Origin of the sequence: Pseudomonas palmensis (assembly GCF_049942755.1) — a bacterium.
GTDB classification, from domain to species: domain Bacteria; phylum Pseudomonadota; class Gammaproteobacteria; order Pseudomonadales; family Pseudomonadaceae; genus Aquipseudomonas; species Aquipseudomonas palmensis.
This window is the reverse complement of the sequence record NZ_CP187958.1, coordinates 2,215,951-2,241,989: the sequence shown is the minus strand read 5'-3', so window position 1 is coordinate 2,241,989 and position 26,039 is coordinate 2,215,951. Positions and strand designations below refer to the sequence as shown.

The 26,039-nt window shown below is 59.2% G+C and carries 25 protein-coding genes; 3 read left to right on the top strand and 22 right to left on the bottom strand.

The genetic code is table 11. The features are described 5' to 3' along the window. Positions 1-7 precede the first annotated feature (7 nt). The 22 genes from ACPRTJ_RS10240 to rpmH all read right to left on the bottom strand — a co-directional run bounded on the left by ACPRTJ_RS10240 (position 8) and on the right by rpmH (position 21,649). A complete protein-coding gene (locus tag ACPRTJ_RS10240) occupies positions 8-922 on the bottom strand; it encodes a TniQ family protein (RefSeq protein ID WP_110765414.1) in 915 nt (304 codons plus the stop codon). 479 nt (positions 923-1,401) lie between these two features. Continuing rightward, positions 1,402-3,237, bottom strand: coding sequence for a glutamine--fructose-6-phosphate transaminase (isomerizing) (gene glmS / locus ACPRTJ_RS10235; protein WP_043860659.1), 1,836 nt, complete (start codon positions 3,235-3,237; stop codon positions 1,402-1,404). 11 nt (positions 3,238-3,248) lie between these two features. After that, complete coding sequence (locus ACPRTJ_RS10230; RefSeq protein ID WP_213606640.1) at positions 3,249-4,016, bottom strand: DeoR/GlpR family DNA-binding transcription regulator; 768 nt, start codon at positions 4,014-4,016, stop codon at positions 3,249-3,251. A 192-nt stretch (positions 4,017-4,208) separates the two neighbouring features. Continuing rightward, entirely contained in the window at positions 4,209-5,576 is a 1,368-nt protein-coding gene (gene glmU / locus ACPRTJ_RS10225; RefSeq protein WP_426428766.1) for a bifunctional UDP-N-acetylglucosamine diphosphorylase/glucosamine-1-phosphate N-acetyltransferase GlmU, read from the bottom strand. Between the two features lie 127 nt (positions 5,577-5,703). Next, positions 5,704-6,123, bottom strand: a complete 420-nt coding sequence (locus ACPRTJ_RS10220) for a F0F1 ATP synthase subunit epsilon (RefSeq protein ID WP_043860662.1) — start codon at positions 6,121-6,123, stop codon at positions 5,704-5,706. A gap of 44 nt (positions 6,124-6,167) precedes the next feature. Next, a complete protein-coding gene (gene atpD, locus ACPRTJ_RS10215; protein WP_043860663.1) occupies positions 6,168-7,544 on the bottom strand; it encodes a F0F1 ATP synthase subunit beta in 1,377 nt (458 codons plus the stop codon). A gap of 27 nt (positions 7,545-7,571) precedes the next feature. Then, positions 7,572-8,432 (bottom strand): F0F1 ATP synthase subunit gamma, encoded by an 861-nt coding sequence (gene atpG / locus ACPRTJ_RS10210; RefSeq protein ID WP_054916061.1) that lies wholly within the window; start codon positions 8,430-8,432, stop codon positions 7,572-7,574. Between the two features lie 50 nt (positions 8,433-8,482). After that, positions 8,483-10,027, bottom strand: a complete 1,545-nt coding sequence (atpA, locus tag ACPRTJ_RS10205) for a F0F1 ATP synthase subunit alpha (protein WP_426428763.1) — start codon at positions 10,025-10,027, stop codon at positions 8,483-8,485. 21 nt (positions 10,028-10,048) lie between these two features. Further along, positions 10,049-10,585, bottom strand: a complete 537-nt coding sequence (locus ACPRTJ_RS10200; RefSeq protein WP_043860666.1) for a F0F1 ATP synthase subunit delta — start codon at positions 10,583-10,585, stop codon at positions 10,049-10,051. A 12-nt stretch (positions 10,586-10,597) separates the two neighbouring features. Then, positions 10,598-11,068, bottom strand: a complete 471-nt coding sequence (locus ACPRTJ_RS10195) for a F0F1 ATP synthase subunit B (protein WP_043860667.1) — start codon at positions 11,066-11,068, stop codon at positions 10,598-10,600. Between the two features lie 57 nt (positions 11,069-11,125). After that, positions 11,126-11,383 carry a F0F1 ATP synthase subunit C gene (atpE, locus tag ACPRTJ_RS10190; RefSeq protein WP_003097235.1) on the bottom strand — a complete coding sequence of 86 codons (258 nt, stop codon included), beginning with the start codon at positions 11,381-11,383 and terminating at the stop codon, positions 11,126-11,128. A gap of 142 nt (positions 11,384-11,525) precedes the next feature. Beyond that, the gene (atpB, locus tag ACPRTJ_RS10185) at positions 11,526-12,395 is read right to left on the bottom strand and encodes a F0F1 ATP synthase subunit A (RefSeq protein WP_043860668.1); all 870 of its coding nucleotides are present in this window, start codon (positions 12,393-12,395) and stop codon (positions 11,526-11,528) included. A 16-nt stretch (positions 12,396-12,411) separates the two neighbouring features. Further along, positions 12,412-12,819, bottom strand: a complete 408-nt coding sequence (locus tag ACPRTJ_RS10180; RefSeq protein ID WP_043860669.1) for a F0F1 ATP synthase subunit I — start codon at positions 12,817-12,819, stop codon at positions 12,412-12,414. A gap of 149 nt (positions 12,820-12,968) precedes the next feature. Further along, positions 12,969-13,841 (bottom strand): ParB/RepB/Spo0J family partition protein, encoded by an 873-nt coding sequence (locus ACPRTJ_RS10175; RefSeq protein ID WP_043860670.1) that lies wholly within the window; start codon positions 13,839-13,841, stop codon positions 12,969-12,971. 9 nt (positions 13,842-13,850) lie between these two features. After that, a complete protein-coding gene (locus tag ACPRTJ_RS10170) occupies positions 13,851-14,645 on the bottom strand; it encodes a ParA family protein (protein ID WP_043860671.1) in 795 nt (264 codons plus the stop codon). Positions 14,646-14,663: 18 nt separating this feature from the next. Continuing rightward, positions 14,664-15,314, bottom strand: a complete 651-nt coding sequence (gene rsmG, locus ACPRTJ_RS10165; RefSeq protein WP_058541972.1) for a 16S rRNA (guanine(527)-N(7))-methyltransferase RsmG — start codon at positions 15,312-15,314, stop codon at positions 14,664-14,666. Continuing rightward, positions 15,311-17,203 carry a tRNA uridine-5-carboxymethylaminomethyl(34) synthesis enzyme MnmG gene (mnmG, locus tag ACPRTJ_RS10160; RefSeq protein WP_054916064.1) on the bottom strand — a complete coding sequence of 631 codons (1,893 nt, stop codon included), beginning with the start codon at positions 17,201-17,203 and terminating at the stop codon, positions 15,311-15,313. Before mnmG ends, rsmG begins: the two co-directional genes overlap by 4 nt. Positions 17,204-17,716: 513 nt before the next feature. Beyond that, positions 17,717-19,087 carry a tRNA uridine-5-carboxymethylaminomethyl(34) synthesis GTPase MnmE gene (gene mnmE, locus ACPRTJ_RS10155; protein ID WP_327781548.1) on the bottom strand — a complete coding sequence of 457 codons (1,371 nt, stop codon included), beginning with the start codon at positions 19,085-19,087 and terminating at the stop codon, positions 17,717-17,719. 83 nt (positions 19,088-19,170) lie between these two features. Next, complete coding sequence (yidC, locus tag ACPRTJ_RS10150) at positions 19,171-20,853, bottom strand: membrane protein insertase YidC (RefSeq protein ID WP_426428757.1); 1,683 nt, start codon at positions 20,851-20,853, stop codon at positions 19,171-19,173. Between the two features lie 2 nt (positions 20,854-20,855). Beyond that, positions 20,856-21,104 (bottom strand): membrane protein insertion efficiency factor YidD, encoded by a 249-nt coding sequence (yidD, locus tag ACPRTJ_RS10145; protein ID WP_078481305.1) that lies wholly within the window; start codon positions 21,102-21,104, stop codon positions 20,856-20,858. After that, entirely contained in the window at positions 21,097-21,501 is a 405-nt protein-coding gene (rnpA, locus tag ACPRTJ_RS10140) for a ribonuclease P protein component (protein ID WP_196933215.1), read from the bottom strand. Before rnpA ends, yidD begins: the two co-directional genes overlap by 8 nt. 13 nt (positions 21,502-21,514) lie before the next feature. Beyond that, the gene (rpmH, locus tag ACPRTJ_RS10135) at positions 21,515-21,649 is read right to left on the bottom strand and encodes a 50S ribosomal protein L34 (RefSeq protein ID WP_002551315.1); all 135 of its coding nucleotides are present in this window, start codon (positions 21,647-21,649) and stop codon (positions 21,515-21,517) included. 603 nt (positions 21,650-22,252) lie between these two features. Between rpmH and dnaA the strand changes: the two genes are divergently transcribed. Genes dnaA through recF form a run of 3 tightly spaced genes read left to right on the top strand, consistent with a single transcriptional unit; the run spans position 22,253 to position 26,039 of the window. Continuing rightward, positions 22,253-23,770, top strand: a complete 1,518-nt coding sequence (gene dnaA, locus ACPRTJ_RS10130) for a chromosomal replication initiator protein DnaA (RefSeq protein ID WP_123753552.1) — start codon at positions 22,253-22,255, stop codon at positions 23,768-23,770. A gap of 42 nt (positions 23,771-23,812) precedes the next feature. Continuing rightward, a complete protein-coding gene (gene dnaN, locus ACPRTJ_RS10125; RefSeq protein WP_043860677.1) occupies positions 23,813-24,916 on the top strand; it encodes a DNA polymerase III subunit beta in 1,104 nt (367 codons plus the stop codon). Between the two features lie 19 nt (positions 24,917-24,935). After that, positions 24,936-26,039: a DNA replication/repair protein RecF gene (recF, locus tag ACPRTJ_RS10120; RefSeq protein ID WP_043860678.1), complete on the top strand. Its 1,104-nt coding sequence runs from the start codon at positions 24,936-24,938 to the stop codon at positions 26,037-26,039.

The following is a 26,039-nucleotide window of genomic DNA, read 5'->3' as shown; positions in this document are numbered from 1 at the left end:
CAGTCAGCTATTCCCGACAAGTGGTCGCATACCTACCATTACCATAATTTCGCCATAGAGACTCAATAGGAATCAAATCTTTATCATACTCGTACAAATCAACAACAAATTCATCGAAAGTCTCATAGGCATAAACCACGATTTTCAAAATTTCTTCGGGGAAAAATTCCGTCTTTACAACAGGACTCTCAAATCTTTTTTCTTCCAAATTATTTGAAATCCGATCGAGATACTCAATCATGGCTGTCCGCTCAGATTTCATCCGCTTCGTCAGTTTCTTGAGGCTGCGCAACTTATCGGAGAGAATGGCCACTGCAGAATGGATTGAAATGGAGAATTCATAAGCGCATAGCGCTTCTACGAAGCGAGCATGTTTGAGAGCATCTTCATCCAAGTTCATTACGCTCTCTGCGTTACCGAGGTGTCGCCCAGAACACTTTCTCCACATCACATCGAGATTGTGGCCTTTTGATGAGAAAGGTTGATCGCAATATGGGCAAGTGGACAGCAGCACCACATTGTGTGTGGCACACACGCTCACATGATCAGGGAAATTTCGTCGCCAGTAGGAAAAGCCCAAATCCTGCACGTCCTGCCTGACGCATTCCGGGCAGTAGGCGTGCAAGTCGGAATTAGTAATCGCCATTCGGGGTTTGAGATACGCCGTTCGAGAATAACTGGCATCTCGGGTATCCCTGATAACAAACTGCAGGGGCAATTGAGTGTGTTCGTGCAGCAAGCGGTTGAAGCCATAGCATCCTTGCCAACCCATCGTTGAGGCGATCACCTTAACTGCTTGGTGAGTAATCTCCCCTTCAGAAAGCCATCGTAACCTGTCTACCCTCCAGTCCATAAAATTCACGAGCAAATTGCGGTCAACATATGAGCGCAAAGATTCATCAGGTTGGATACGCAACAGCATGGATGGGTTGGCCCCTCAGCGACTGATCCCGCGTCATCGTTCAAAGGTTGCGGTTGAGCAAACATTGCCAGAAATAAGGTGTAAAAAAGGCACCCAAAGGTGCCTTTTCGGAAGGTTCGAGGAGTAGTCGCAGCGATCCTTTAACTCCCAGCCTTGCGACCTTGGGTTCAGAATCCGACCGGCTATGCCCGTCGTCACTACTTCAGAGAAACCAGCATTCTCTGCTGCCGAAATTGCGGGGGGGCCTTGCTGGTACCCAGTCCCAACGGATGCGCAGTTGCAGTCCTCGACTACAAGCCTATACAGCGTGACACACCTGTCAATTAGATTCTGAGGCGTAATTCCAAGTCGGGACAACGGCGTGCATCACTGCACCCCGCCAACCCGGATTGGTCACGAACAGGGTTACCCGCGACAGCTTTATTTCCCTTGCGACAGGTTTAATTCCCTAAATCTAGTGCCTGGGGCTGACCGGCCCCTTACTCCACCGTCACCGACTTGGCCAGGTTGCGGGGCTGGTCGACGTCGGTGCCCTTGAGCACGGCCACGTAGTACGACAGCAATTGCAGCGGGATGGTGTACAGGATCGGTGCCAGCGCATCGATGATGTGCGGCATGGCAATCACATGGGTGCCCTCGCCATTGCTCATGCCTGCCTTCTCGTCGGCGAACACGATCAGCTCGCCGCCACGGGCGCGCACTTCCTGCAGGTTGGACTTGAGCTTCTCCAGCAGCTCGTTGTTCGGTGCCACGGTAACGACCGGCATGTCGGCATCCACCAGCGCCAGCGGGCCGTGCTTGAGCTCGCCAGCCGGGTAGGCTTCAGCGTGGATGTAGGAGATTTCCTTGAGCTTGAGCGCCCCTTCCATCGCCACCGGGAACTGCGCGCCACGGCCCAGGAACAGGGTGTGATGCTTGTCGGCGAACAGCTCGGACGTCTTCTCGATGGTGGCGTCCATCGCCAGCGCTTCGCCCAGGCGTACCGGCAGACGACGCAGTTGCTCGACCAGTTCGGCTTCGACGCCAGCCGGCAAGGTGCCACGCACGCGTCCCAGCGACAGGGTCAGCAACATCAGCGACACCAGCTGGGTGGTGAACGCCTTGGTCGAGGCCACGCCGATTTCCGGGCCGGCACGGGTCAGCAGGGTCAGGTCCGATTCACGCACCAGCGAGCTGATGCCGACGTTGCAGATGGCCAGGCTGGCAAGGAATCCCAGCTCCTTGGCATTGCGCAGCGCCGCCAGGGTGTCGGCAGTTTCGCCCGACTGGGAAATCGACACGAACAGGGTGTCGGGCTGCACCACCACCTTGCGGTAGCGGAATTCACTGGCCACTTCGACCTGGCACGGAATGCCGGCCAGCTCTTCGAGCCAGTAACGCGCAACCATGCCCGCGTGGTAGCTGGTGCCACAGGCCACGATCTGTACATTGCGCACCTTGGGGAACAGCTCGGCCGCCTTGGGGCCGAAAGCCTGCACCAACACGTGATCCGAACCCAGGCGGTCTTCCAGGGTGCGCTGCACCACGGTGGGCTGCTCGTGGATTTCCTTGAGCATGAAGTGGCGGTAATGGCCCTTGTCGGCCGCTTCCGCGCCTTCGTGATACTGCACGGCCTCGCGTTGCACCGGCTGGCCATCGACGGCCCAGATGGTGATCTGGTCGCGGCGAATCTCGGCGATATCGCCCTCCTCCAGGTACATGAAGCGGTCGGTGACCTGGCGCAGGGCCAACTGGTCGGAGGCAAGGAAGTTCTCGCCGTGGCCCAAGCCGATCACCAGCGGGCTGCCGCTGCGGGCGGCCAGCAGGCGGTCTGGCTGGCTGGCGCTGATAACCGCCAGGCCATACGCGCCATGCAGTTGCTTGACGGTCGCCTTGAGGGCGTCGGCCAGGTCCGGCAGGCTTTTGAGGGTGTGGTGCAGCAGGTGCACGATCACTTCGGTGTCGGTCTGCGAGGTGAATACGTAGCCCAGGCCCTTGAGCTGTTCACGCAGCACATCGTGGTTCTCGATGATGCCGTTGTGCACCACCGCCAGGTCGTGGCCGGAGAAATGCGGGTGTGCATTGCCTTCGGTTGGCGCGCCATGGGTCGCCCAGCGGGTGTGGGCGATACCCAGGTTGCCGACCAGCGGCTCGGCGGCAACGGCCGCTTCCAGCTCGCTGACCTTGCCGATGCGACGACGGCGTTCAAGGTGGCCCTGCTGGGTGAAGACAGCCAGGCCAGCACTGTCATAACCGCGGTATTCCAGGCGCTTGAGGCCTTCGATCAGGATGGTGGTGATGTTGCGTTCGGCGACGGCGCCCACGATTCCACACATAGATGTTGCTCCTAGCTGATAGCGGCACAGATGAGGTTGATGCCGCGGGCTTGAATTTGATCGCGTGCCTCCTGGGGCAGGCGTTCGTCGGTAATCAGGGTATTCACGCTGGCCCAGGGCAGCTCCAGGTTGGGAATCTTGCGCCCGACCTTGTCCGACTCGACCATCACGATCACTTCGCGGGCCACCTCGGCCATCACCCGGCTCAAGCCCAGCAATTCGTTGAAGGTGGTGGTGCCGCGCACCAGGTCGATGCCATCGGCACCAATGAACAGCTGGTCGAAATCGTAGGAGCGTAGTACCTGCTCGGCAACCTGGCCCTGGAACGATTCGGAATGCGGGTCCCAGGTGCCGCCGGTCATCAGCAGTACCGGTTCGTGTTCCAGTTCGCTCAAGGCACGGGCCACGTTCAGCGAGTTGGTCATCACCACCAGCCCCGGTTGCTGACCCAGTTCGGGGATCATCGAAGCCGTGGTGCTGCCGCTGTCGATGATGATGCGCGCATGCTCGCGAATCCGCGCCACGGCGGCACGAGCGATGGCCTGTTTGTAGAGAGAGACGGGCTGGCCCTGGTCGGCGAACAGTTCCTGAGGCAGGGTCACCGCGCCACCGTAGCGGCGCAGCAGCAAGCCGTTGGCCTCCAACGCGGCGAGGTCCTTGCGAATGGTGACTTCGGAGGTTTCGAAACGCTTGGCCAGTGCATCCACACTCACCTCGCCCTGCTCATGCAGCAAGGCCAGGATGTTGTGGCGGCGTTGAGGTGTGTTTCGTTTCGACATGGGAAGTTAAGTTTCGATTCGAAAGATAATGACGCCAATCAAAACCTAAAGCTTTCATTTGGTCAAGCAGGCAATGAAATTTTTTCTGTGGATAAGGCGTTGCTGGGGTCAGGTTATCCACACCTGAGCGCCAGGCAAAAAAAAAGCCGACTTATGCACAATGCGGTCGGCTTTTTCAGAGCTGTGGACAACTCAGCTCTTCTCGATCTTCTCTGGCCGTTTCCAGCCATCGATGTTGCGCTGACGACCGCGGGCCACGCCCAACTGGCCAGCCTCGACCGTCTGGGTGATGGTGGACCCCGCAGCGGTGGTGGCCCCATCGAGGATATCCACAGGCGCCACCAGCGAGTTGTTGGAACCGATAAAGACATCATCGCCCAGTACGGTACGGAATTTGTTGGCCCCGTCGTAGTTGCAGGTGATGGTGCCGGCGCCGATATTGGTGCGCGCCCCCACCTCGGCATCACCCAGGTAGGTCAGGTGGCCTGCTTTGGCACCTTCACCCAGGTGGGCATTCTTCAGTTCGACAAAGTTACCCACATGCGCTCGGGCATCCAGCACGCTGCCCGGGCGCAGCCGCGCGAACGGACCGGCATCGCTGCCCTCGCCCAGCACGGCACCTTCGAGGTGGCTGTTGGCCTTGACCACCGCACCCTTGCGCAGGGTGCTGTTCTTGATCACGCAGTTCGGGCCGATGACCACGTCATCCTCGATCACCACGCGGCCTTCGAGGATAACGTTGACGTCGATGAGCACGTCACGCCCCACGATGACTTCGCCGCGTACGTCGAAACGCGCCGGGTCACGCAGGGTCACGCCCTGGGCCATCAGGCGACGACCTTCGCGCAATTGATAATGACGCTCCAGTTCGGCCAACTGACGACGGTCGTTGGCGCCCTGCACTTCCATCGGGTCCAGCGGCTGCTCGGTGGCCACCACCAGGCCGTCGGCCACTGCCATGGCGATCACGTCGGTCAGGTAGTACTCACCCTGTGCGTTGTGGTTCGACAGGCGGCCAAGCCACTCGGCCAACCGAGCCCCCGGTACGGCAAGGATGCCGGTGTTGCCTTCATTGATCGCCTTCTGTGCGTCGCTGGCATCCTTGTGCTCGACAATGGCAGCCACCTGGCCCTGGTCGTCGCGCACGATACGGCCGTAGCCGGTCGTGTCGGCCAGGGTCACAGTGAGCAGGCCCAGTTGCTGCGGGTTTACCCTGGCCAGCAAACGCTGCAGGGTGTCCACCTCGATCAGCGGTACATCGCCGTAGAGGATCAGCACGGTGTCGGCACTGAGCGCCGGCAAGGCCTGGGCCACGGCGTGGCCTGTGCCCAGCTGTTTGTCCTGCAACACGAAATTCAGGTCATCGGCAGCCAGTCGCTCGCGAACCAGCTCGGCACCATGTCCGATCACCACGTGAATACCCTGGGGCTCGAGCTGGCGGGCGCTGTGGATAACACGGCCAAGCATCGAGTTGCCGGCGACCGGGTGCAGTACCTTGGGCACGGCCGAGCGCATGCGTGTGCCCTGGCCTGCCGCGAGAATAACGATATCGAGAGACATTGACTGGCTACCAAATCCGGGGAGAGGTCGATGAATGACCGAAATGAGATATGCAGAAAAAGAAAAAGGGTAGCCGAGGCTACCCTTTAACTCAATCGCGGCGAAAGCAATCAGCCTGTAGGCCGAATTACCTTCCCTTGCGCAACTGCTGGACGGTGCGCAGCTGAGCTGCGGCTTCGGCCAGACGTGCGGCAGCGGCGCCGTAGTCGAACTCCGCGCCTTTGGCGTTCAGGGCGTTCTCGGCAGCCTTGAGGGCTTCCTGGGCCTGAGCTTCGTCCAGGTCGGCAGCACGTTGCACGGTATCGGCAAGCACCTTGACCATGTTCGGCTGGACCTCGAGGAAACCACCAGAGATGTAGAACACCTCTTGGGCGCCACCCTGCTTGGTCAGCGTGATCGGACCAGGCTTCAGATTAGTGATCAGCGGGGCGTGGCCTGGAGCGATACCAAGATCACCCAGGTTGCCGTGCGCAATCACCATCTCGACCAGGCCGGAGAAGATCTCTCCTTCCGCGCTGACGATATCGCAATGGACTGTCATAGCCATCTGCTTGCCTCAACCTGATTAGCGCCCCTCGCGGGGCGCCGGGATTACAGTTTCTTGGCTTTCTCGACTGCTTCTTCGATGCCGCCGACCATGTAGAACGCTTGTTCTGGCAGGTGGTCGTAGTCACCGTTGAGGATGCCTTTGAAGCCAGCAATGGTGTCTTTCAGGGAAACGTATTTGCCTGGAGAACCGGTGAAGACTTCAGCCACGAAGAACGGCTGGGACAGGAAGCGCTGGATCTTACGAGCACGGGAAACCAGTTGCTTGTCGGTCTCGGACAGTTCGTCCATGCCCAGGATCGCAATGATGTCCTTCAGCTCTTTGTAGCGCTGCAGCACGTACTGAACGCCGCGAGCGGTTTCGTAGTGCTCGTTGCCGATCACGTTCGGGTCCAGCTGGCGCGAAGTCGAGTCCAGTGGATCGACCGCTGGGTAGATACCCAGGGAGGCGATGTCACGGGACAGTACGACGGTGGCGTCCAAGTGGGCGAAGGTGGTGGCTGGCGACGGGTCGGTCAGGTCGTCCGCAGGTACGTATACGGCCTGGATCGAGGTGATCGAACCTTCCTTGGTCGAAGTGATACGTTCTTGCAGAACGCCCATCTCTTCAGCCAGGGTCGGCTGGTAACCTACCGCCGAAGGCATACGGCCCAGCAGTGCGGATACTTCGGTACCGGCCAGGGTGTAACGATAGATGTTGTCGACGAACAGCAGAACGTCGTTACCTTCGTCACGGAACTTCTCGGCCATGGTCAGGCCGGTCAGCGCTACGCGCAGACGGTTTCCTGGTGGCTCGTTCATCTGACCGTAGACCAGCGCTACCTTGTCGAGAACGTTGGAGTCCTTCATCTCGTGGTAGAAGTCGTTACCCTCACGAGTACGCTCACCCACACCGGCGAACACGGAATAACCGCTGTGCTCGATGGCGATGTTACGGATCAGTTCCATCATGTTTACGGTCTTGCCTACACCGGCACCACCGAACAGACCAACTTTACCGCCTTTGGCAAACGGGCAGACCAGGTCGATAACCTTGATGCCGGTTTCCAGCAGGTCGTTGCCGCCTGCCTGGTCAGCGAACGAAGGCGCTTCGCGGTGAATGCCCCAGCGCTCTTCTTCACCGATCGGACCAGCTTCGTCGATCGGGTTGCCCAGCACGTCCATGATCCGGCCCAGGGTCGCTTTACCGACCGGTACGGAGATGGCTGCGCCGCTGTCGACGACGTCCAGACCGCGCTTCAAGCCTTCGGTCGAGCCCATCGCAATGGTACGGACCACGCCGTCGCCCAGCTGCTGCTGAACTTCCAGGGTGGTTTCCGCGCCTTGTACTTTCAGTGCGTTGTACACGCTCGGCACGCTGTCACGTGGGAATTCCACGTCGATGACGGCGCCGATGATTTGAACGATACGTCCGCTACTCATAGCTGGATCCTCTGAATATTTGAACCGTTAAACCGCGGCAGCGCCGCCGACGATTTCCGAGATCTCTTGGGTGATCGCAGCCTGACGCGCCTTGTTGTAGATCAGCTGCAATTCGCTGATCAGGTCGCCGGCGTTGTCGGTGGCGTTCTTCATTGCGATCATCCGCGCAGCTTGTTCGGCCGCGTTGTTCTCGACCACCGCCTGGTAGACCTGCGACTCCACGTAACGCACCATCAGGCCGTCCAGCAGCTCCTTGGCGTCAGGTTCGTAGAGGTAGTCCCAGTGGTGCTTGAGTTCTTGATCCGGGGTTGCAACCAACGGAATCAACTGCTCGACCGTTGGGGCTTGCGTCATGGTATTGATGAACTTGTTCGATACCACGGACAGACGATCGATACGACCATCCAGGTAAGCGTCCAGCATGACCTTGACGCTGCCGATCAGATCATTGATCGACGGCTCTTCGCCCAGGTGGCTGATCGCTGCAACGACGTTACCGCCGTAGCTGCGGAAAAACGCCGCACCTTTGCTGCCCACCACGCACAGGTCGATTTCGACCCCTTGCTCGCGGTTGGCTGCCATGTCCTTGACCAGGGCCTTGAACAGGTTGGTGTTCAAGCCACCGCACAGACCACGGTCACTGCTCACAACCACATAACCGGCGCGCTTGACAGGGCGTTCGATCATGAAGGGGTGGCGGTATTCCGGGTTGGCGTTGGCCAGATGACCAATCACCTGGCGGATACGCTCCGCATAGGGACGGCTAGCAGCCATGCGCATTTGAGCCTTGCGCATCTTGCTGACCGCCACTTTTTCCATGGCGCTGGTAATTTTTTGCGTGCTTTTGATGCTCGCAATCTTACTGCGAATCTCTTTTGCGCCTGCCATGTAACACCTATCAGGTTAGCAAGCGGGGGCTGCAAAGCCCCCGCTGCGGCTTACCAGGTTTGGGTGGCCTTGAACTTCTCGATACCGGCTTTGATGCCAGCGTCGATTTCGTCGTTGAAGTCACCCTTCACGTTGATCTTCGCCATCAGTTCGACGTGATCACGGTTGAAGAAAGCGATCAGCGCTTGTTCGAAGCTGCCGATCTTGGTGATTTCGACGTCGGTCAGGAACCCACGCTCAGCGGCATACAGCGACAGCGCCATGTCCGCGATGGACATTGGAGCGTATTGCTTCTGCTTCATCAGCTCGGTAACACGTTGACCGTGCTCGAGTTGCTTGCGGGTGGCTTCGTCCAGGTCAGAAGCGAACTGGGCGAATGCCGCCAGTTCACGGTACTGAGCCAGAGCGGTACGGATACCACCGGAGAGCTTCTTGATGATCTTGGTCTGAGCGGCACCACCTACACGGGATACCGAAACACCGGCGTTCACTGCAGGGCGGATGCCCGAGTTGAACATGGCCGATTCCAGGAAGATCTGACCGTCGGTGATCGAGATCACGTTGGTCGGAACGAACGCGGAAACGTCGCCAGCCTGGGTTTCGATGATCGGCAGTGCGGTCAGCGAGCCGGTCTTGCCAGTTACGGCACCGTTGGTGAACTTCTCTACGTACTCTTCGGAAACGCGCGATGCACGCTCCAGGAGGCGGGAGTGGAGATAGAACACGTCACCTGGGTATGCTTCGCGTCCTGGTGGACGGCGCAGCAGCAGGGAGATCTGACGGTAGGCAACAGCCTGCTTGGACAGGTCATCGTAGACGATCAGTGCGTCTTCGCCGCGGTCACGGAAGAACTCGCCCATGGTGCAACCGGCGTATGGCGCCAGGAATTGCAGTGCGGCGGATTCCGAAGCACTGGCAACCACCACGATGGTGTTGGCCAGGGCGCCGTTTTCTTCCAGCTTGCGAACGATGTTGGCAACGGTCGAACGCTTCTGGCCGACAGCAACATACACACAGAAAATACCGGAGTCTTTCTGGTTGATGATGGCGTCGATGGCCATGGCGGTCTTGCCGATCTGACGGTCACCGATGATCAGCTCACGCTGGCCACGGCCGACAGGGATCATGGCGTCAACCGATTTGTAGCCAGTCTGTACAGGCTGGTCTACCGATTTACGCCAGATAACGCCCGGTGCAACCTTTTCAACAGCGTCGGTCTCGGTGTTGTTCAGCGGACCTTTGCCATCGATTGGGTTACCCAGTGCGTCGACGACGCGACCCAGCAGTTCCTTACCAACCGGAACTTCGAGGATGCGGCCGGTGCACTTGGCGCTCATGCCTTCAGCGAGGGTGTCGTACGCGCCCAGTACTACCGCACCAACGGAGTCTTGCTCCAGGTTGAGGGCCATACCGAACACGCCGCCCGGAAACTCGATCATTTCGCCGTACATAGCGTCGGCCAGACCGTGAATCCGCACGATACCGTCAGAAACGCTGACGACAGTACCTTCGTTGCGGGCTTGGGAGGCTACATCGAGTTTCTCGATGCGGCCCTTGATGATTTCACTAATTTCGGAAGGATTGAGTTGCTGCATTGCTCTGCTGCCCCTTCAAACTCAAGATTTCAATGCTTCGGCCAGTTTCGCGATTTTGCCGCGTACTGAACCATCGATAACCAGGTCGCCGGCGCGGATTACGACACCACCGATCAGGCTGGCATCCTCCGTCGCGTGCAGGCGCACTTCCCGGCTGAGTCGTGCACTGAGAACCTTGGCGAGTTTGTCTTGCTGTTCTTGGTTCAACGCAAAAGCACTGGTGACTTCCACGTCCACGGATTTCTCTTGTTCGGCCTTGTACAGATCGAACAGAGCCGAAATCTCCGGCAACAGCAGGAGACGTTCGTTTTCCGCGGCAACATGAATGAAATTCTGTGCCTGTGCATCGAACTTGTCACCGCACACGTCAATAAACGCGGCGGCCTTTTCTGCGCTCGTCAGTCGCGGGGCCTTGAGCAGGCGCTGCATTGTGTCGTCTTGAGACACTGCAGCAGCCAGGCCGAGCATGGCTGACCAATTGGCCAGTTGCTGATGGGCCTGGGCGTGCTCAAAGGCCGCCTTAGCGTAAGGTCGGGCCAACGTGGTCAGTTCTGCCATGATCGCCCTCGCTTAAATTTCAGCGGCCAGTTTATTAACCAGCTCCGCATGCGCGTTTTGATCGATTGTGGCGCCAAGGATCTTTTCAGCACCGTTGACGGCCAGGCTACCCACTTGGGCGCGCAGCGCGTCTTTGACACCGTTCAGTTCCTGTTCGATCTCGGCTTGAGCCTGGGCCTTCACACGGTCAGCTTCGACGCGAGCCTGGTCACGGGCTTCCTCGACGATCTGGTTACCGCGTTTCTTGGCTTGCTCAATGATTTCGGCTGCCTGAGCTTTAGCTTCGCGCAGTTGCTGACCCGCTTTATCTTGGGCCAGCTCCAGGTCGCGAGCTGCTCGGTTGGCAGCGTCCAGTCCTTCCGCGATCTTCTTCTGACGTTCTTGCAAAGCCGCGATGACCGGAGGCCACACGAACTTCATGCAAAACAGTACAAAAATGAAGAACGCAACGGACTGGCCAATCAGGGTTGCATTAATGTTCACGCCAACACCTCGCTCGTTCTAAGTCCATCACACCAATCCACTCGAAAATTCGAGTGATTAGCCAGCGATTTGACCAACGAAGGGATTAGCGAAGGTGAAGAACAGAGCGATACCAACACCGATCATGGTCACGGCGTCGAGCAGACCGGCGACGATGAACATTTTGACTTGCAGCATCGGAACCATTTCTGGCTGGCGAGCAGCGCCTTCCAGGAACTTGCCGCCCAGCAGGCCGAAACCAATGGCGGTACCCAGGGCACCCAGGCCGATCAGCAGAGCAACAGCGATAGCGGTAAGACCAACTACAGTTTCCATCTTTCCTCCCGACTTTTACGTCGTATTGGTTAGGTTTTTTAGTTTGAAGCGGTAAAACAAAATCGTTTGGTACAGCTGCCCTTGCGGACTTTTTCGGCCTCCCCCCACCCCGGCGGAGAGGCCTCAGACACGCCAGGCGGTCTTAATGGTTATCTTCGTGAGCCATCGACAGGTAGACGATGGTAAGCATCATGAAGATGAACGCTTGCAGGGTGATGATCAGAATGTGGAACACAGCCCACGCCCATTGCAGCACCACGCCCAGGCCGCTCAGCCACAGCAGACCGGCACCGAACATCACGGCGATCAGGATGAACACCAGCTCGCCGGCATACATGTTGCCGAACAGACGCAGGGCCAGCGAGATCGGCTTGGCGATCAGGGTCACGAATTCCAGCAGGAAGTTGACCGGGATCAGCAGGATCTGGACGAAGATGTTCTTGCTGCCGAACGGGTGCAGGGTCAGCTCGCCGATGAAGCCGCCGATGCCCTTGACCTTGATGCTGTAGAAGATGATCAGGGCGAACACGCAGAAGGCCATCGCGATGGTGGCGTTCGGGTCGGTGGTGGATACGGCACGGAACGGGATGTGCGGATCACCGGAGATCAGCATCGCCAGTTGCGGGATCCAGTCGACCGGGATCAGGTCGACGGCGTTCATCAGGAACACCCACACGAAGATGGTCAGGGCCAGCGGTGCGATGACCGGGCTGCGGCCGTGGAACGAGTCCTTGACGCTGCCGTTGACGAATTCGACCATCACCTCGACGAAGTTCTGCAGGCCGCCGGGTTGACCGGAAGTCGCTTTTTTCGCCGCCATGCGGAACAGGAGGATGAAGATCAGACCCAGCGCAACGGACCAACCCAGGGTGTCCACGTGGAACGCCCAGAAGCCCATTGCCTTGGCTTCTGCTGCGGAATGGGCAAAGCCCCAACCGCCGTCTGGTAATTGCCCGAAGGTCAAGTTCTGCAAGTGGTGCTGGATATAGCCCGAAGCGGTTTCTGCTGCCATGTTTGCCTCAAACGCCCTAAGGTCTCGAAAGTCTCGTTTTTATCAGCAGGGGCGCGAACCAGCTGACCAACTGGGTCAGCAAGAAGACGCCGAATACTGCTAATGGCGCCAATGGCTTCACTCCTGCGAACGTCAATGCGAACAGCACTGCCGTCAAAATCAATTTGCCTGCCTCGCCAGCGTAGAACGACTTGACGATGGCCTGCGCTGCCCTGGCGCCGGTGTAACGGAACGCCTTGTAGGCAAAGTACAGATTCGGCAGCCAGGCGATCAGTCCTCCGCAGAGTGCCGAATAGCCGCTGACCACCCCATGCCACTGCCACACCCCCAACGATGCCAGCAGCAACACGACAAATTGAGCGAACAGTACCGGAAAAACCGCCCAGCGATGGAAAGGCAAGCGGTTTGGCGTGCGGGTCTCCATCACAACTGCTCCTCGAAAGTCGACCAACCAGTCAGTAATGACTTGGCATAATTTGTGCCGACAAAATGCGCGCAGAGTATAGGGGCGCTTGGACCCCTATTCAACTGCTGGGTAGTGATTTCCGACTGCGCGCTACAAAGCGAATTGTTTCAGCGGATGTGAGCAAGCACGCCCTGCAACTCGTCCAGGGAGTTGTAACGGATCACCAACTGGCCTTTGCCCTTGTTGCCGTGACGGATCTGTACCGCCGAGCCCAGCCGCTCTGCCAGACGCTGTTCAAGGCGGGTGATGTCCGGATCGGGCTTGGCCGGTTCCACCGGCTCGGGCTTGCCGCTGAGCCACTGGCGAACCAGGGCTTCGGTCTGGCGTACGGTCAGGCCTCGTGCGACAACGTGTCGCGCCCCGTCGACCTGCTGTTCTTCAGGCAAACCGAGCAGCGCACGGGCATGCCCCATCTCCAGGTCGCCGTGGGACAGCATGGTCTTGATGACTTCCGGCAGCGAGATCAGGCGCAGCAGGTTGGCCACGGTCACCCGCGACTTGCCCACAGCATCCGCGACCTGTTGCTGGGTCAGCTGGAATTCCTGCTGCAGGCGCTGCAGTGCGATGGCCTCTTCCACCGGGTTGAGGTCTTCGCGCTGGATGTTCTCGATCAGCGCCATGGCGATGGCGGTTTCATCCGGCACATCGCGCACCATCGCCGGGATGGTCTCCATGCCGGCCTGCTGGCTGGCGCGCCAGCGGCGTTCGCCGGCGATGATCTCGAAGCGGTCGTCACCGATCGGGCGGACCACGATCGGCTGCATCACGCCCTGGCTCTTGATCGAATGCGCCAGTTCTTCAAGGGCCTGCGGGTCCATGTCCCGACGGGGCTGGTATTTGCCGCGCTGGATCAGGTCCAGCGGCAGGTGTTGCAGTTCTTTCTGGTCGACCTTGACAGCCTGCTCTTCGAGCGCGCTGACGGTAGGACCACTGAGCAGTGCATCCAACCCACGTCCGAGACCTCGTTTCTTAACGGCCATGCGGATTCCTTAAGTTGCCTGTGCGGCAGTGCGGGTTTGACGGCGTTGACGGCGTACCAGTTCACCGGCCAGGGCCAGATAGGCCAGGGCGCCACGGGACTGCTTGTCGTAGGCCAGGGCCGGCATGCCGAAGCTCGGGGCCTCGGCCAGGCGGATGTTGCGCGGGATCACCGTATCGTAGAGCTGCTCGCCGAAGTGTTCCTTGAGCTGCGCGGACACGTCGTTGATCAGGCTCAGGCGCGGGTCGTACATGGTGCGCAACAGGCCTTCGATCTTGAGCTGCGGATTGAGCTTGGCAGCGATGCGCTTGATGTTATCCACAAGGTCGCTCAAGCCTTCCAGGGCAAAGTATTCACATTGCATCGGAATGATCACGCCATCGGCGGCCACCAGGGCATTGAGCGTCAGCATCGACAGCGACGGCGGGCAGTCGATCAGGATGTAGTCGTAACTCTCGCGGATCGGCGCCAGCGCTGTGCGCAGCCGGCTCTCCTTCATCTGCATTTCGAGCAGAACCACTTCGGCCGCAGTGAGGTCGCGGTTGGCCGGCAGCAGTTGATAACCGCCGTGTTCCGACACGTGCATGGCCTGAGCCAGGTCGCACTCGCCGATCAGCAGGTCATAGACCGAATGTTCAAGGACGTGTTTATCCACACCGCTACCCATGGTGGCGTTGCCCTGTGGATCGAGGTCAATCAGCAGCACGCGGCGCTTGGTAGCCACCAGCGATGCAGCGAGATTGATGCAGGTGGTGGTCTTGCCCACACCACCTTTCTGGTTCGCGATCGCGAATACCTTAGCCATTCTTGCTTGTGTTCCCAGTCATGCCGTGCGGCGCAGTATCAGCAGATGGCGCTGGCCTTGGCAACCCGGAACGGTCAAGGCCTGCTCGCTATCCACTTTGAAATCTGCCGGCAATGCTACCAGCTCATCAGCCGGATGCAGCCCTTTCATTGCCAGCCACTGCGTCTGGGCGTCGCCAAGGTGGCGCGTCCAATTGGTGAAGTTCTCCATGCTGCTGAAAGCACGAGAAACAATTCCGGAGAAAGGCTGTTCCGGCTGGAACGCCTCGACCCGGCTGTGGATAACTTGCAGGTTATCCAGCTTCAGCTCCAGTTTCACCTGGGTGAGGAAGCGGGTTTTCTTGCCGTTGCTGTCCAGCACCGTGACCTGCTTGTGCGGATGCAGGATAGCCAGGGGAATGCCCGGCATGCCGCCGCCGCTACCGACGTCGAGCCAGCGCTCGGTGTCGCTGTGGATAAACGGCATGACGCTCAGGCTGTCCAGCAGGTGGCGGGACACCATTTCGTCGGGATTGCGCACTGCAGTCAGGTTGTAAGCCTTGTTCCACTTGATCAGCAGCGCCAGATAAGCCAGCAGTTGCGCGTGCTGGGCCTCGCTCAGCTCGACACCAAGCTGGCGGGCACCTGTGGACAACTCCTGGGCGTGTTGAGGGGTGACCATAGAACTCAAGCGCTTTGCTCCAACTCGCGGCCTGCGCCGCGTTTTTTCAGGTGAATCAGCAACAGGGAAATAGCCGCCGGGGTCACGCCGGGAACGCGCGAGGCCTGGCCGAGTGTCTCTGGGCGGGCCTGGCTGAGCTTACCCTGAATCTCCTTGGACAACCCGGAAATACCAGCGTAGTCGATATCCTCGGGCAGGCGGGTGTCTTCGCTTGCCCGCAGGCGAGCGATTTCTTCCTGTTGCCGGTCGATGTAACCAGCGTATTTGGTCTTGATCTCGACCTGCTCGGCCACCTGAGGATCGATTTCTCCACCGCCGGTCACTTCCACCAACCCGGCATAGTCGATTTCCGGGCGGGTCAGCAGGTTGAGCAGGTTGTATTCATGGCTGAGCGGCGTGCCGAACTTATCCACAATCGCCTGGCCCATCGCGGTATTGGGCTGAACCCAGGTGGACTTCAGGCGTTGCTCCTCGCGCTCGATGCTTTCGCGCTTGGCGCTGAACGCGGCCCAGCGTGCATCGTCGACCAGGCCCAGTTCACGGCCTTTTTCGGTCAGACGCAGGTCGGCGTTGTCTTCACGCAGAATCAGGCGGTACTCGGCCCGCGAGGTGAACATGCGGTACGGCTCCTGGGTACCCAGGGTGATCAGGTCGTCGACCAGCACCCCGATGTACGCCTCGTCGCGGCGCGGGCACCAGCTTTCGCGGCCCTGTGCACGCAGCGCGGCGTTGGCACCAGCCAGCAGCCCCTGCGCGCCGGCCTCTTCGTAACCGGTGGTGCCGTTGATCTGGCCGGCAAAGAACAACCCGCCGATGGCCTTGGTTTCCAGGCTGTACTTCAGATCACGCGGGTCGAAGTAGTCGTATTCGATGGCATAGCCCGGGCGCACGATGTGCGCGTTTTCCATGCCGCGGATCGAACGCACCAACTGCAGCTGCACGTCGAACGGCAGGGATGTGGATATCCCGTTCGGGTAAAGCTCGTGGGTATTGAGCCCTTCTGGCTCGATGAATACCTGGTGGCTCTGCTTGTCGGCAAACCGGTGGATCTTGTCTTCGATCGACGGGCAGTAACGCGGGCCGATGCCCTCGATCACGCCGGAGTACATCGGCGAACGATCGAGGTTGGAAGCAATGATCTCGTGAGTGCGTTCGTTGGTGTGGGTAATCCAGCAACTGACCTGACGCGGGTGCATGGCCTTGTCGCCCATGAACGACATCACCGGTATCGGGGTGTCACCGGCCTGTTCGGTCATCACCGAGAAATCCACCGAACGCCCGTCGATACGCGGCGGCGTGCCGGTTTTCAGGCGACCCATGCGCAGCGACAGCTCACGCATGCGGTGCGCCAGAGCGATGGCCGGCGGATCGCCGGCACGCCCACCGGAATAATTCTGCAGACCTATGTGGATAAGTCCGCTGAGGAAGGTACCCGTGGTCAGCACCACAGAATCGGCATGGAAACGCAGACCCATCTGCGTGACGACGCCGCGTACCTGGTCCTGCTCGACGATCAGGTCGTCACAGGCCTGCTGGAATATCCACAGGTTGGGCTGGTTTTCGAGAATCTCGCGTACCACGGCCTTGTAGATGGCGCGGTCGGCCTGGGCGCGGGTTGCACGCACCGCCGGGCCTTTGCGGTTGTTCAAAACGCGGAATTGGATACCGCTCTTGTCGGTAGCCAGGGCCATGACACCGCCCAGCGCATCGATCTCCTTGACCAGATGGCTCTTGCCAATACCGCCAATGGCCGGGTTGCAGCTCATGTGCCCGAGGGTTTCCACGTTGTGGGTCAGCAGCAGGGTTTTCACACCCATGCGTGCAGACGCAAGCGCAGCCTCGGTTCCGGCATGGCCGCCGCCGATGACGATCACTTCAAAACGGGAAGGGAAATCCACCACGCACCTCGTGCCTGTTTCGGGAATAGATAGGAATAACGCACAAGTATAGGGACTTACCCCCCTTCTAGGAACCGCTTGAACAAAATTTAACCAGCCTGTGGATGAGTGGCTGACAATAGAAATAAAGAGAGAGAAATTTATTAAAGCTTTGTTTTTATGTTTATTCTTAGTGAGGCACCTTTCTGTGGATAAACCTCTACAGCCCTTATTCCACCTTATGTACAGAGGTTCAAAAGGCTGTGGTCTAGTGGCCATGAGGGGTCTGGATAAGCGCCTTAAGCCTGTGGATGAAACACCCACTTATCAACAGGGGGAGTTATCTCCAGCCTTGAGGCCGGGTTATCAACTGAGCTGAGGCGGGGTTTTCCACAGGGCTTATTCTGCGGTTTGTGAGTAAGACAGGCACGCGAAAGCCCCGGAGCGTTCCGGAATTCTCGACAGGGGATAAAAAACCGAGGAGATGACAGCCGACAACGAGGCCCTGGATCGGCCCCGTTGTGGATAAACGGACTACTTGCCGATGCAGAAGCTGGAGAAGATGCGCCCCAGCAGGTCATCGGAGCTGAAGGCGCCGGTAATTTCGCCCAGGGACTGCTGGGCCTGGCGCAGGTCTTCGGCCAGCAGCTCTCCAGCGCCCGCCAGGGTCAATTGCGCATGACCGTGGTCCAGGTGCGAACTGGCCTGGCGCAAGGCGTCCAGGTGGCGACGGCGGGCACTGAAGCCGCTTTCGGCGGTCTGTTCGTAGCCCATGCAGGCCTTGAGGTGATCGCGCAGCAGTTCCAGGCCCTGGTCGGCGCCCTTGGCACTGAGGGTGATGGTGACGTGGCCATCCTCGGACAACTGCAGGCCCACGGGGTCGCCACTGAGGTCGGCCTTGTTGCGAATCAGCGTGACCTTGGCCGGGTCGGGGCGCTGTTCAAGGAATTCAGGCCACAATGCGAACGGATCATCGGCTTCAGGTGCCGTGGCATCCACCACCAATAGTACCCGATCGGCCTCGCCAATGGCCTTGAGGGCACGTTCCACCCCAATCTTTTCCACATGGTCTTCGGTATCGCGCAGGCCGGCGGTGTCCACCACGTGCAACGGCATGCCGTCGATGTGGATATGTTCGCGCAGCACATCCCGGGTAGTACCGGCGATGTCCGTCACGATGGCCGCCTCGCGCCCGGCCAGTGCGTTGAGCAGGCTGGACTTGCCGGCATTCGGCCGCCCGGCGATCACCACCGTCATGCCATCGCGCAACAGCGCACCCTGCCCCGCCTCGCGCTGCACTGTGGATAAACTTTCGCGCACCTCCTCGAGCATGCGCAGGACGTGGCCATCGGCAAGAAAATCGATTTCCTCTTCGGGAAAGTCGATTGCCGCCTCGACGTAGATACGCAGGCTGATCAGTTTTTCGGTGAGGTTATCCACACGGCGGGAGAATTCGCCCTGCAACGAGCGCAGCGCATTACGCGCCGCCTGTGCAGAACTGGCCTCGATCAGGTCGGCGATGGCTTCGGCCTGGGCCAGGTCGAGCTTGTCGTTGAGAAAGGCGCGCTCGCTGAATTCGCCCGGACGCGCCAGGCGGCAACCCAGTTCCACGCAGCGCTGCAGCAGCATGTCGAGCACAACCGGGCCGCCGTGGCCCTGCAGTTCCAGCACATCTTCACCGGTAAAGGAGTTGGGCCCGGGAAAATACAGGGCAATGCCTTCATCCAGCACCAGGCCATCGTCGCCCTTGAACGGACCGTAATGGGCATACCGCGGGGTGAGCTCACGGCCGGTGATGGCCAACCCGGCCTTGCTGGCCAGCGGTCCGGAAATACGCACGATTCCTACACCGCCACGACCCTGGGCAGTGGCAATTGCAGTGATGGTTTCACGACGAGCATTCATCAGCGAAGGCCTCAGACAAAAACGACAGATAGCAAAACGCCCCACGAGGGGGCGTTTTATCCACAGGTTAGCTGGCTAACCCGTCAAGCGGTGGCTTTGTTGCTCGCCGCTTCGATCTTGCGGGTGATGTACCACTGCTGTGCGATCGACAGGCAGTTGTTCACAACCCAGTACAGCACCAGACCTGCCGGGAACCACAGGAAGAAGAAGGTGAAGATCATCGGCATCAGCTTCATAACCCTGGCCTGCATCGGATCCGGCGGCGTCGGGTTCAGGCGCTGCTGGATGAACATGGTCGCGCCCATGATGATCGGCAGGATGAAGAACGGATCCTTGATCGACAGGTCGGTAATCCAGAACATCCACGGGGCCTGGCGCATTTCAACGCTTTCCAGCAATACCCAGTAGAGCGAAAGGAAGACTGGCATCTGCACCAGGATCGGCAGGCAGCCGCCCAGCGGGTTGATCTTCTCTTTCTTGTACAGCTCCATCATGGCCTGCGACATCTTCTGCCGGTCATCGCCATGTTGCTCTTTCAGCGCGGCCAGTTTAGGTGCCACGGCACGCATGCGCGCCATCGACTTGTAGCTGGCAGCGGACAGCGGGAAGAACAGCAGCTTGATCAGCATGGTCAGGACGATGATCGACCAGCCCCAGTTGCCGAGCAGCTCATGGATATGTTGCAGCAGCCAGAAGATCGGCTGGGCAATGAACCACAGGATGCCGTAGTCGACGGTCAGCTCCAGGCCCGGGGACAGCGCCTTGAGTTTTTCCTGGCTCTTGGGACCGGCGTACAGCAGCGTGCTGGTTTCGCCCTGGGCGCCGGCAGCCACGTTCAGCTCCGGACCGGTGAACCCGATGATGTAGTTGCCCTGGCTGTCCTTGCGTGTCTGAACAACGTTGTTGTCCGACTTGTTGGGAATCCAGGCGGTCACGAAGTAGTGCTGCAACCAGGCAACCCAGCCGCCGGTAACATTTTCTTTCAAACTACCTTTGTCGATGTCCTTCATCGACACTTTCTTGTACGGCTCGGCACTTGTCCACAGGGCGGCGCCCAGATAGGTGGCGGTACCGGTGGCGGTGCTCGACGACGGATCGGAGCTGGCATCGCGCTTGAGCTGTGCAAACAGGTTGCCTGTCCACGGCTTGCCGCTCTGGTTGTCGATCAGGTGAGTGACTTTCAGGTCATATTCACCACGGTTCAGGGTGAAACGCTTGATGTAGTTCACACCCGCGTCGCTGAACTTGAGGTCGACGACCAGTTGGTTCTGGCCATCGGCCAGTTGATAACTTTTCTGCTCGGCGGAATACAGCGGGCGACCAGCGGCACGTGCATCGGGGCCGTTGGCACCGGTCAGGCCGCTCTGAGCCAGGTAAACGCGCTCGCCGCCGTTATCGAACAGCTGGAACGGAATTTCCGGATGGTCCTGGCGACGTGGATATTTCGGCAGGGTCAGCTGCGCGATATCACCGCCGTTGGGGTTGATAGCCAGGTCGAGGACATCGGTCTTGACCCTAATCAGGTCTGTGCTGACGGCAACCGGTGCAATTTCTGCAGGGGTGGTTTCAGCAGTGGCGCTCGGAACATCGGCGCTGGCGCCGGATGTGCCAACGGTCGGGGTATCGGGCAAGCCCGGCGCGACGGTGCTGGCAGCAGTATTCTGAGTCGGCAGGGCAGCCTGGCCGTAGTCCTGGTTCCACTTGAGGACCATGACATAGGACACGATTGCCAGGGCGGCGATCAGGATCGTGCGTTTAATATCCATGATTACTCGGCTATCGAAGAAGAAGTACGGGAAGTGGGAGCAGGCGGAACCGGGTCATAACCGCCGGCATTCCACGGATGACAACGCCCGAGACGACGAGCGGTCAACCATCCACCGCGCAATGCGCCATGTGTTTCGATGGCTTCAATCGCATAGGTGGAACAGGTCGGATAGAAACGACAGTGGCTGGCCATCAGAGGGCTAATGGCGTAACGGTAAAACTGGATCGGAACGAGTACCAGTTTACGCATCTGGACGGTCTACCCCTGCAGATTCGCTGTTAACCACTGGAGCGGGCCGACTGCGTGCAAGGCGCTTCCAGAGCTTGCCAAAATGTTGGTGCAATTCTGGGTTTTCTACGTCGCCCAGGCCTTTGCGCGCGACGATCACGATGTCCCAACCGGCCAGCAAATGCTGGTGGAGACGAAACGAATCGCGCATCAAACGCTTCAAGCGGTTGCGTTGAACGGAGAGCTTGACGCTCTTTTTCCCGATCACGAGCCCCAGGCGGGGATGATCCAGGCCGTTCTCGCGGGCAAGGAGCAAGAGACTCTTGCCTGGCACCTTGCCGGATGGAGAGTCAAAGACCGCTTTGAAGTGTCGGGGTGTCAGAAGACGCTTTTCCCGACTGAAGTCCTGACTCACCACCTGTGCCGAAAAATCAAACTGCCAGACGCTTACGGCCTTTGGCACGACGGCGGGACAGTACGGCACGGCCGTTCTTGGTAGCCATACGGGCACGGAAACCGTGAGTGCGGGCGCGCTTGATGGTGCTTGGTTGGAAAGTACGTTTCATGGCGTGTTACCTGGTTCGTCGACAACGGGCCGGAATGGCCCCCGTTTTAAGAGACCGGCGATTCTAGAGAAAGCAGCGCCATAGGTCAATTTCCAACCAGCTTTTCCTTATGGATAAAAAACCGGGCGCCTTCGCATGCTCGTCCACAGGCCTGTGCCTCGGATGACAGGGACACAGCCTTGCCGGATGCTTAAACATAGAAAAAAGAAGAGAAGGTATTTAAAGCTTTTTTGTAAATCTTATAGAACTTAGGCAGCTGTTTTCTGTGGATAGAACGCTACAGGCCTTGTTCTACGTACTGTACAGAGAAAAGAAACCCTGTCGGGAAGCGGTGCTCTGGCTGTGCTGTGCAGGCGCAAAAGCTGTGGATTAAAAGGTCTGTTATCCACAGCGCAGTTATCCACCGATTTCGACCCCCACTTGTGCAAAGTGCTCAGGCATGGTTATCCACAGGGCTTATTCACAGCGGTAAAGTGACGTTTTTGCCACTAACCTGCTGATTTATCGCCACCCTCGACACACCTGCATGTGGATAACTGCGCTGGTGGTCGGTACAATGGCCGCTTGTTTTTGCCTCACCGGCGTTCAACTCAGGGGATATCCGTGTCAGTGGAACTTTGGCAGCAGTGCGTGGACCTTCTGCGCGACGAACTGCCTGCCCAGCAATTCAACACCTGGATCCGTCCGCTACAGGTCGAAGCCGAAGGCGACGAGTTGCGCGTCTATGCGCCTAACCGGTTCGTACTCGATTGGGTCAATGAAAAGTACCTGGGTCGCTTGCTCGAACTGCTGGGCGAACACGGCAACGGCATCGCCCCTGCGCTTTCCTTATTAATAGGCAGCCGACGCAGTTCGGCACCCCGTGCTGCGCCCAACGCACCGCTCGCCGCCTCGGTCGCCGCTTCCCAGGCCCAGCAGGCTGCCCAGGTCGCTGCCGTGGCAGCCCCGGCAGCGCCAGCACCTGCGCCGGCAGCGCCACAGGTCGAAGATGCACCTTCGCGCGACAGCTTCGACTCGATGGGCGAGAACACTGCCGTGGTGGCTCCACCCAGCAGCCGTACCGAACAACGTACTGTGCAGGTAGAGGGTGCGCTCAAACACACCAGCTACCTGAACCGCACCTTCACCTTCGAGAATTTCGTCGAGGGCAAGTCCAACCAGCTGGCCCGCGCGGCAGCCTGGCAGGTCGCCGACAACCCCAAGCATGGCTACAACCCGTTGTTCCTCTATGGCGGGGTGGGCCTGGGTAAGACGCACTTGATGCACGCTGTGGGTAACCACCTGCTCAAGAAGAATCCGAATGCCAAGGTGGTGTACCTGCACTCGGAGCGCTTCGTCGCCGACATGGTCAAGGCGTTGCAGCTCAATGCCATCAACGAGTTCAAGCGCTTCTACCGCTCGGTCGATGCGCTTCTGATCGACGACATTCAATTCTTTGCACGCAAGGAGCGTTCGCAGGAGGAGTTTTTCCACACCTTCAACGCCCTGCTCGAAGGTGGCCAGCAGGTGATTCTCACCAGCGACCGCTACCCCAAGGAAATCGAAGGCCTCGAGGAGCGCCTCAAGTCCCGCTTTGGCTGGGGCCTGACCGTTGCCGTAGAGCCGCCGGAGCTCGAGACCCGCGTTGCGATTCTGATGAAGAAGGCCGACCAGGCCAAGGTCGACCTGCCACATGACGCTGCGTTCTTCATTGCCCAGCGCATCCGCTCCAACGTGCGGGAACTGGAAGGCGCGCTGAAGCGGGTCATTGCCCACTCGCACTTCATGGGCCGCGATATCACCATCGAGTTGATTCGCGAGTCGCTCAAGGATCTGCTGGCACTGCAGGACAAGCTGGTGAGTGTGGATAACATTCAGCGCACAGTGGCCGAGTACTACAAGATCAAGATTTCCGATCTGCTGTCCAAGCGGCGTTCGCGTTCGGTGGCCAGGCCGCGTCAGGTGGCCATGGCCCTGTCCAAGGAACTGACCAACCACAGCCTGCCGGAAATCGGCGACGTCTTCGGCGGCCGCGATCACACCACGGTGTTGCACGCGTGCCGCAAGATCAACGAACTCAAGGAATCCGACGCGGATATCCGCGAGGACTACAAGAACCTGCTGCGGACCCTGACGACGTGATGAACGTCAGCGCGGCTTTTTTTTAAGGCAAGGGACTAGACCATGCATTTCACCATTCAACGCGAAGCCCTGTTGAAACCCCTGCAACTGGTCGCAGGCGTCGTCGAGCGCCGCCAGACCTTGCCGGTATTGTCCAACGTGCTGCTGGTGGTCCAGGGCCAGCAACTGTCGCTTACAGGTACTGACCTGGAAGTGGAACTGGTTGGCCGTGTGCAACTGGAACACCCTGCCGAGCCTGGCGAGATCACCGTACCTGCACGCAAGCTGATGGATATCTGCAAGAGCCTGCCGAGCGAAGCGGAGATCAGCATCAAGGTCGACGAGCAGAAGGTCATCATCAAGGCCGGCCGCAGCCGTTTCACCTTGTCGACCCTGCCAGCCAACGATTTCCCCACCGTCGAGGAAGGCCCGGGTTCGCTGACCTGCACCCTGGAGCAGAGCCGCCTGCGCCGCCTGATCGAGCGCACCAGCTTCGCAATGGCCGTGCAGGACGTGCGCTACTACCTGAACGGCATGCTGCTGGAAGTTTCCACCGGCACTCTGCGCGCGGTCGCCACCGATGGTCACCGTCTGGCCATGTGCTCGATGCAGGCCGATATCGGTCAGGCTGATCGCCACCAGGTGATCGTGCCTCGCAAGGGTATCCTTGAGCTGGCGCGCCTGCTCACTGATCCAGAAGGCACCGTTGCCATCGTGCTGGGTCAGCAACACATTCGCGCCACTACTGGCGAATTCACCTTCACCTCCAAGCTGGTGGATGGCAAGTTCCCGGACTACGAGCGCGTATTGCCAAAGGGCGGCGACAAACTGGTACTGGGTGATCGCCAGGCACTTCGCGAAGCGTTCAGCCGTACCGCGATTCTGTCCAACGAAAAGTACCGCGGCATTCGTCTGCAACTGGCGGCTGGCCAACTGAAGATTCAGGCCAACAACCCTGAGCAGGAAGAAGCGGAAGAAGAGATCGGCGTTGACTACAACGGCGGTTCGCTGGAAATCGGTTTCAACGTGAGCTACCTGCTCGACGTGCTGGGCGTGATGACCACCGAACAGGTTCGTCTGATCCTGTCCGATTCCAACAGCAGCGCCCTGCTGCAAGAGGCGGACAATGACGATTCTGCATACGTCGTCATGCCGATGCGCCTGTAATTTGTCCAGCACTCGCTAGATGTCCCTCAGTCGCGTTTCAGTCACCGCGGTGCGCAACCTGCACCCGGTGACCTTCTCCCCCTCCCCCCGCATCAACATCCTGTATGGCGCCAACGGCAGCGGCAAAACCAGCGTGCTGGAAGCCATCCATTTGCTCGGCCTGGCCCGTTCATTTCGCAGCACTCGCCTTACACCGGTCATCCAGTATGAAGAACTGGCGTGTACGGTATTCGGCCAGGTCGAACTGAATGAAGGTGGTTCCAGCAACCTGGGCATATCGCGGGAACGGCAAGGGGATTTCACCATTCGCATCGACGGGCAGAACGCCCGCAGTGCCGCCCAACTGGCAGAGATACTGCCGCTGCAACTGATCAACCCGGACAGTTTTCGCCTGCTCGAAGGTGCGCCCAAGATTCGCCGGCAATTCCTGGATTGGGGTGTGTTCCACGTGGAACCTCGCTTCATGTCCACCTGGCAGCGCCTGCAGAAGGCCCTGCGGCAGCGGAACTCATGGTTGCGGCATGGTACACTTGACGCTGTTTCGCAAGCAGCCTGGGACCGGGAGTTATGCCTGGCCAGTGCGGAAATCGACGAGTACCGCCGTAATTACATCAAAGCGCTGAAACCCGTCTTCGAACAAACCTTGAGCGAATTGCTGGAGCTCGAGGGGCTGACCCTGAGTTACTACCGAGGGTGGGACAAGGACAGAGACCTCAGTGAGGTCCTGGCTGGCTCGCTCCATCGGGATCAGCAGATGGGCCACACACAGGCAGGTCCGCAACGTGCGGATCTGCGGCTCAGGTTAGGCGCCAACAACGCTGCCGATATCCTGTCTCGCGGCCAGCAGAAACTGGTGGTGTGCGCACTGCGTATCGCCCAGGGGCATCTGGTCAGCCAGGCACGCCGCGGCCAATGTATTTATCTGGTGGATGACCTGCCGTCCGAATTGGACGAGCAGCACCGTCGTGCACTTTGCCGCTTGCTGGAAGACTTACGCTGCCAGGTGTTTATCACCTGTGTAGACCACGAATTATTGAGGGAAGGCTGGCAGACGGATACGCCAGTTGCCTTGTTCCACGTGGAACAAGGCCGTATCACCCAGACCCACGACCATCGGGAGTGA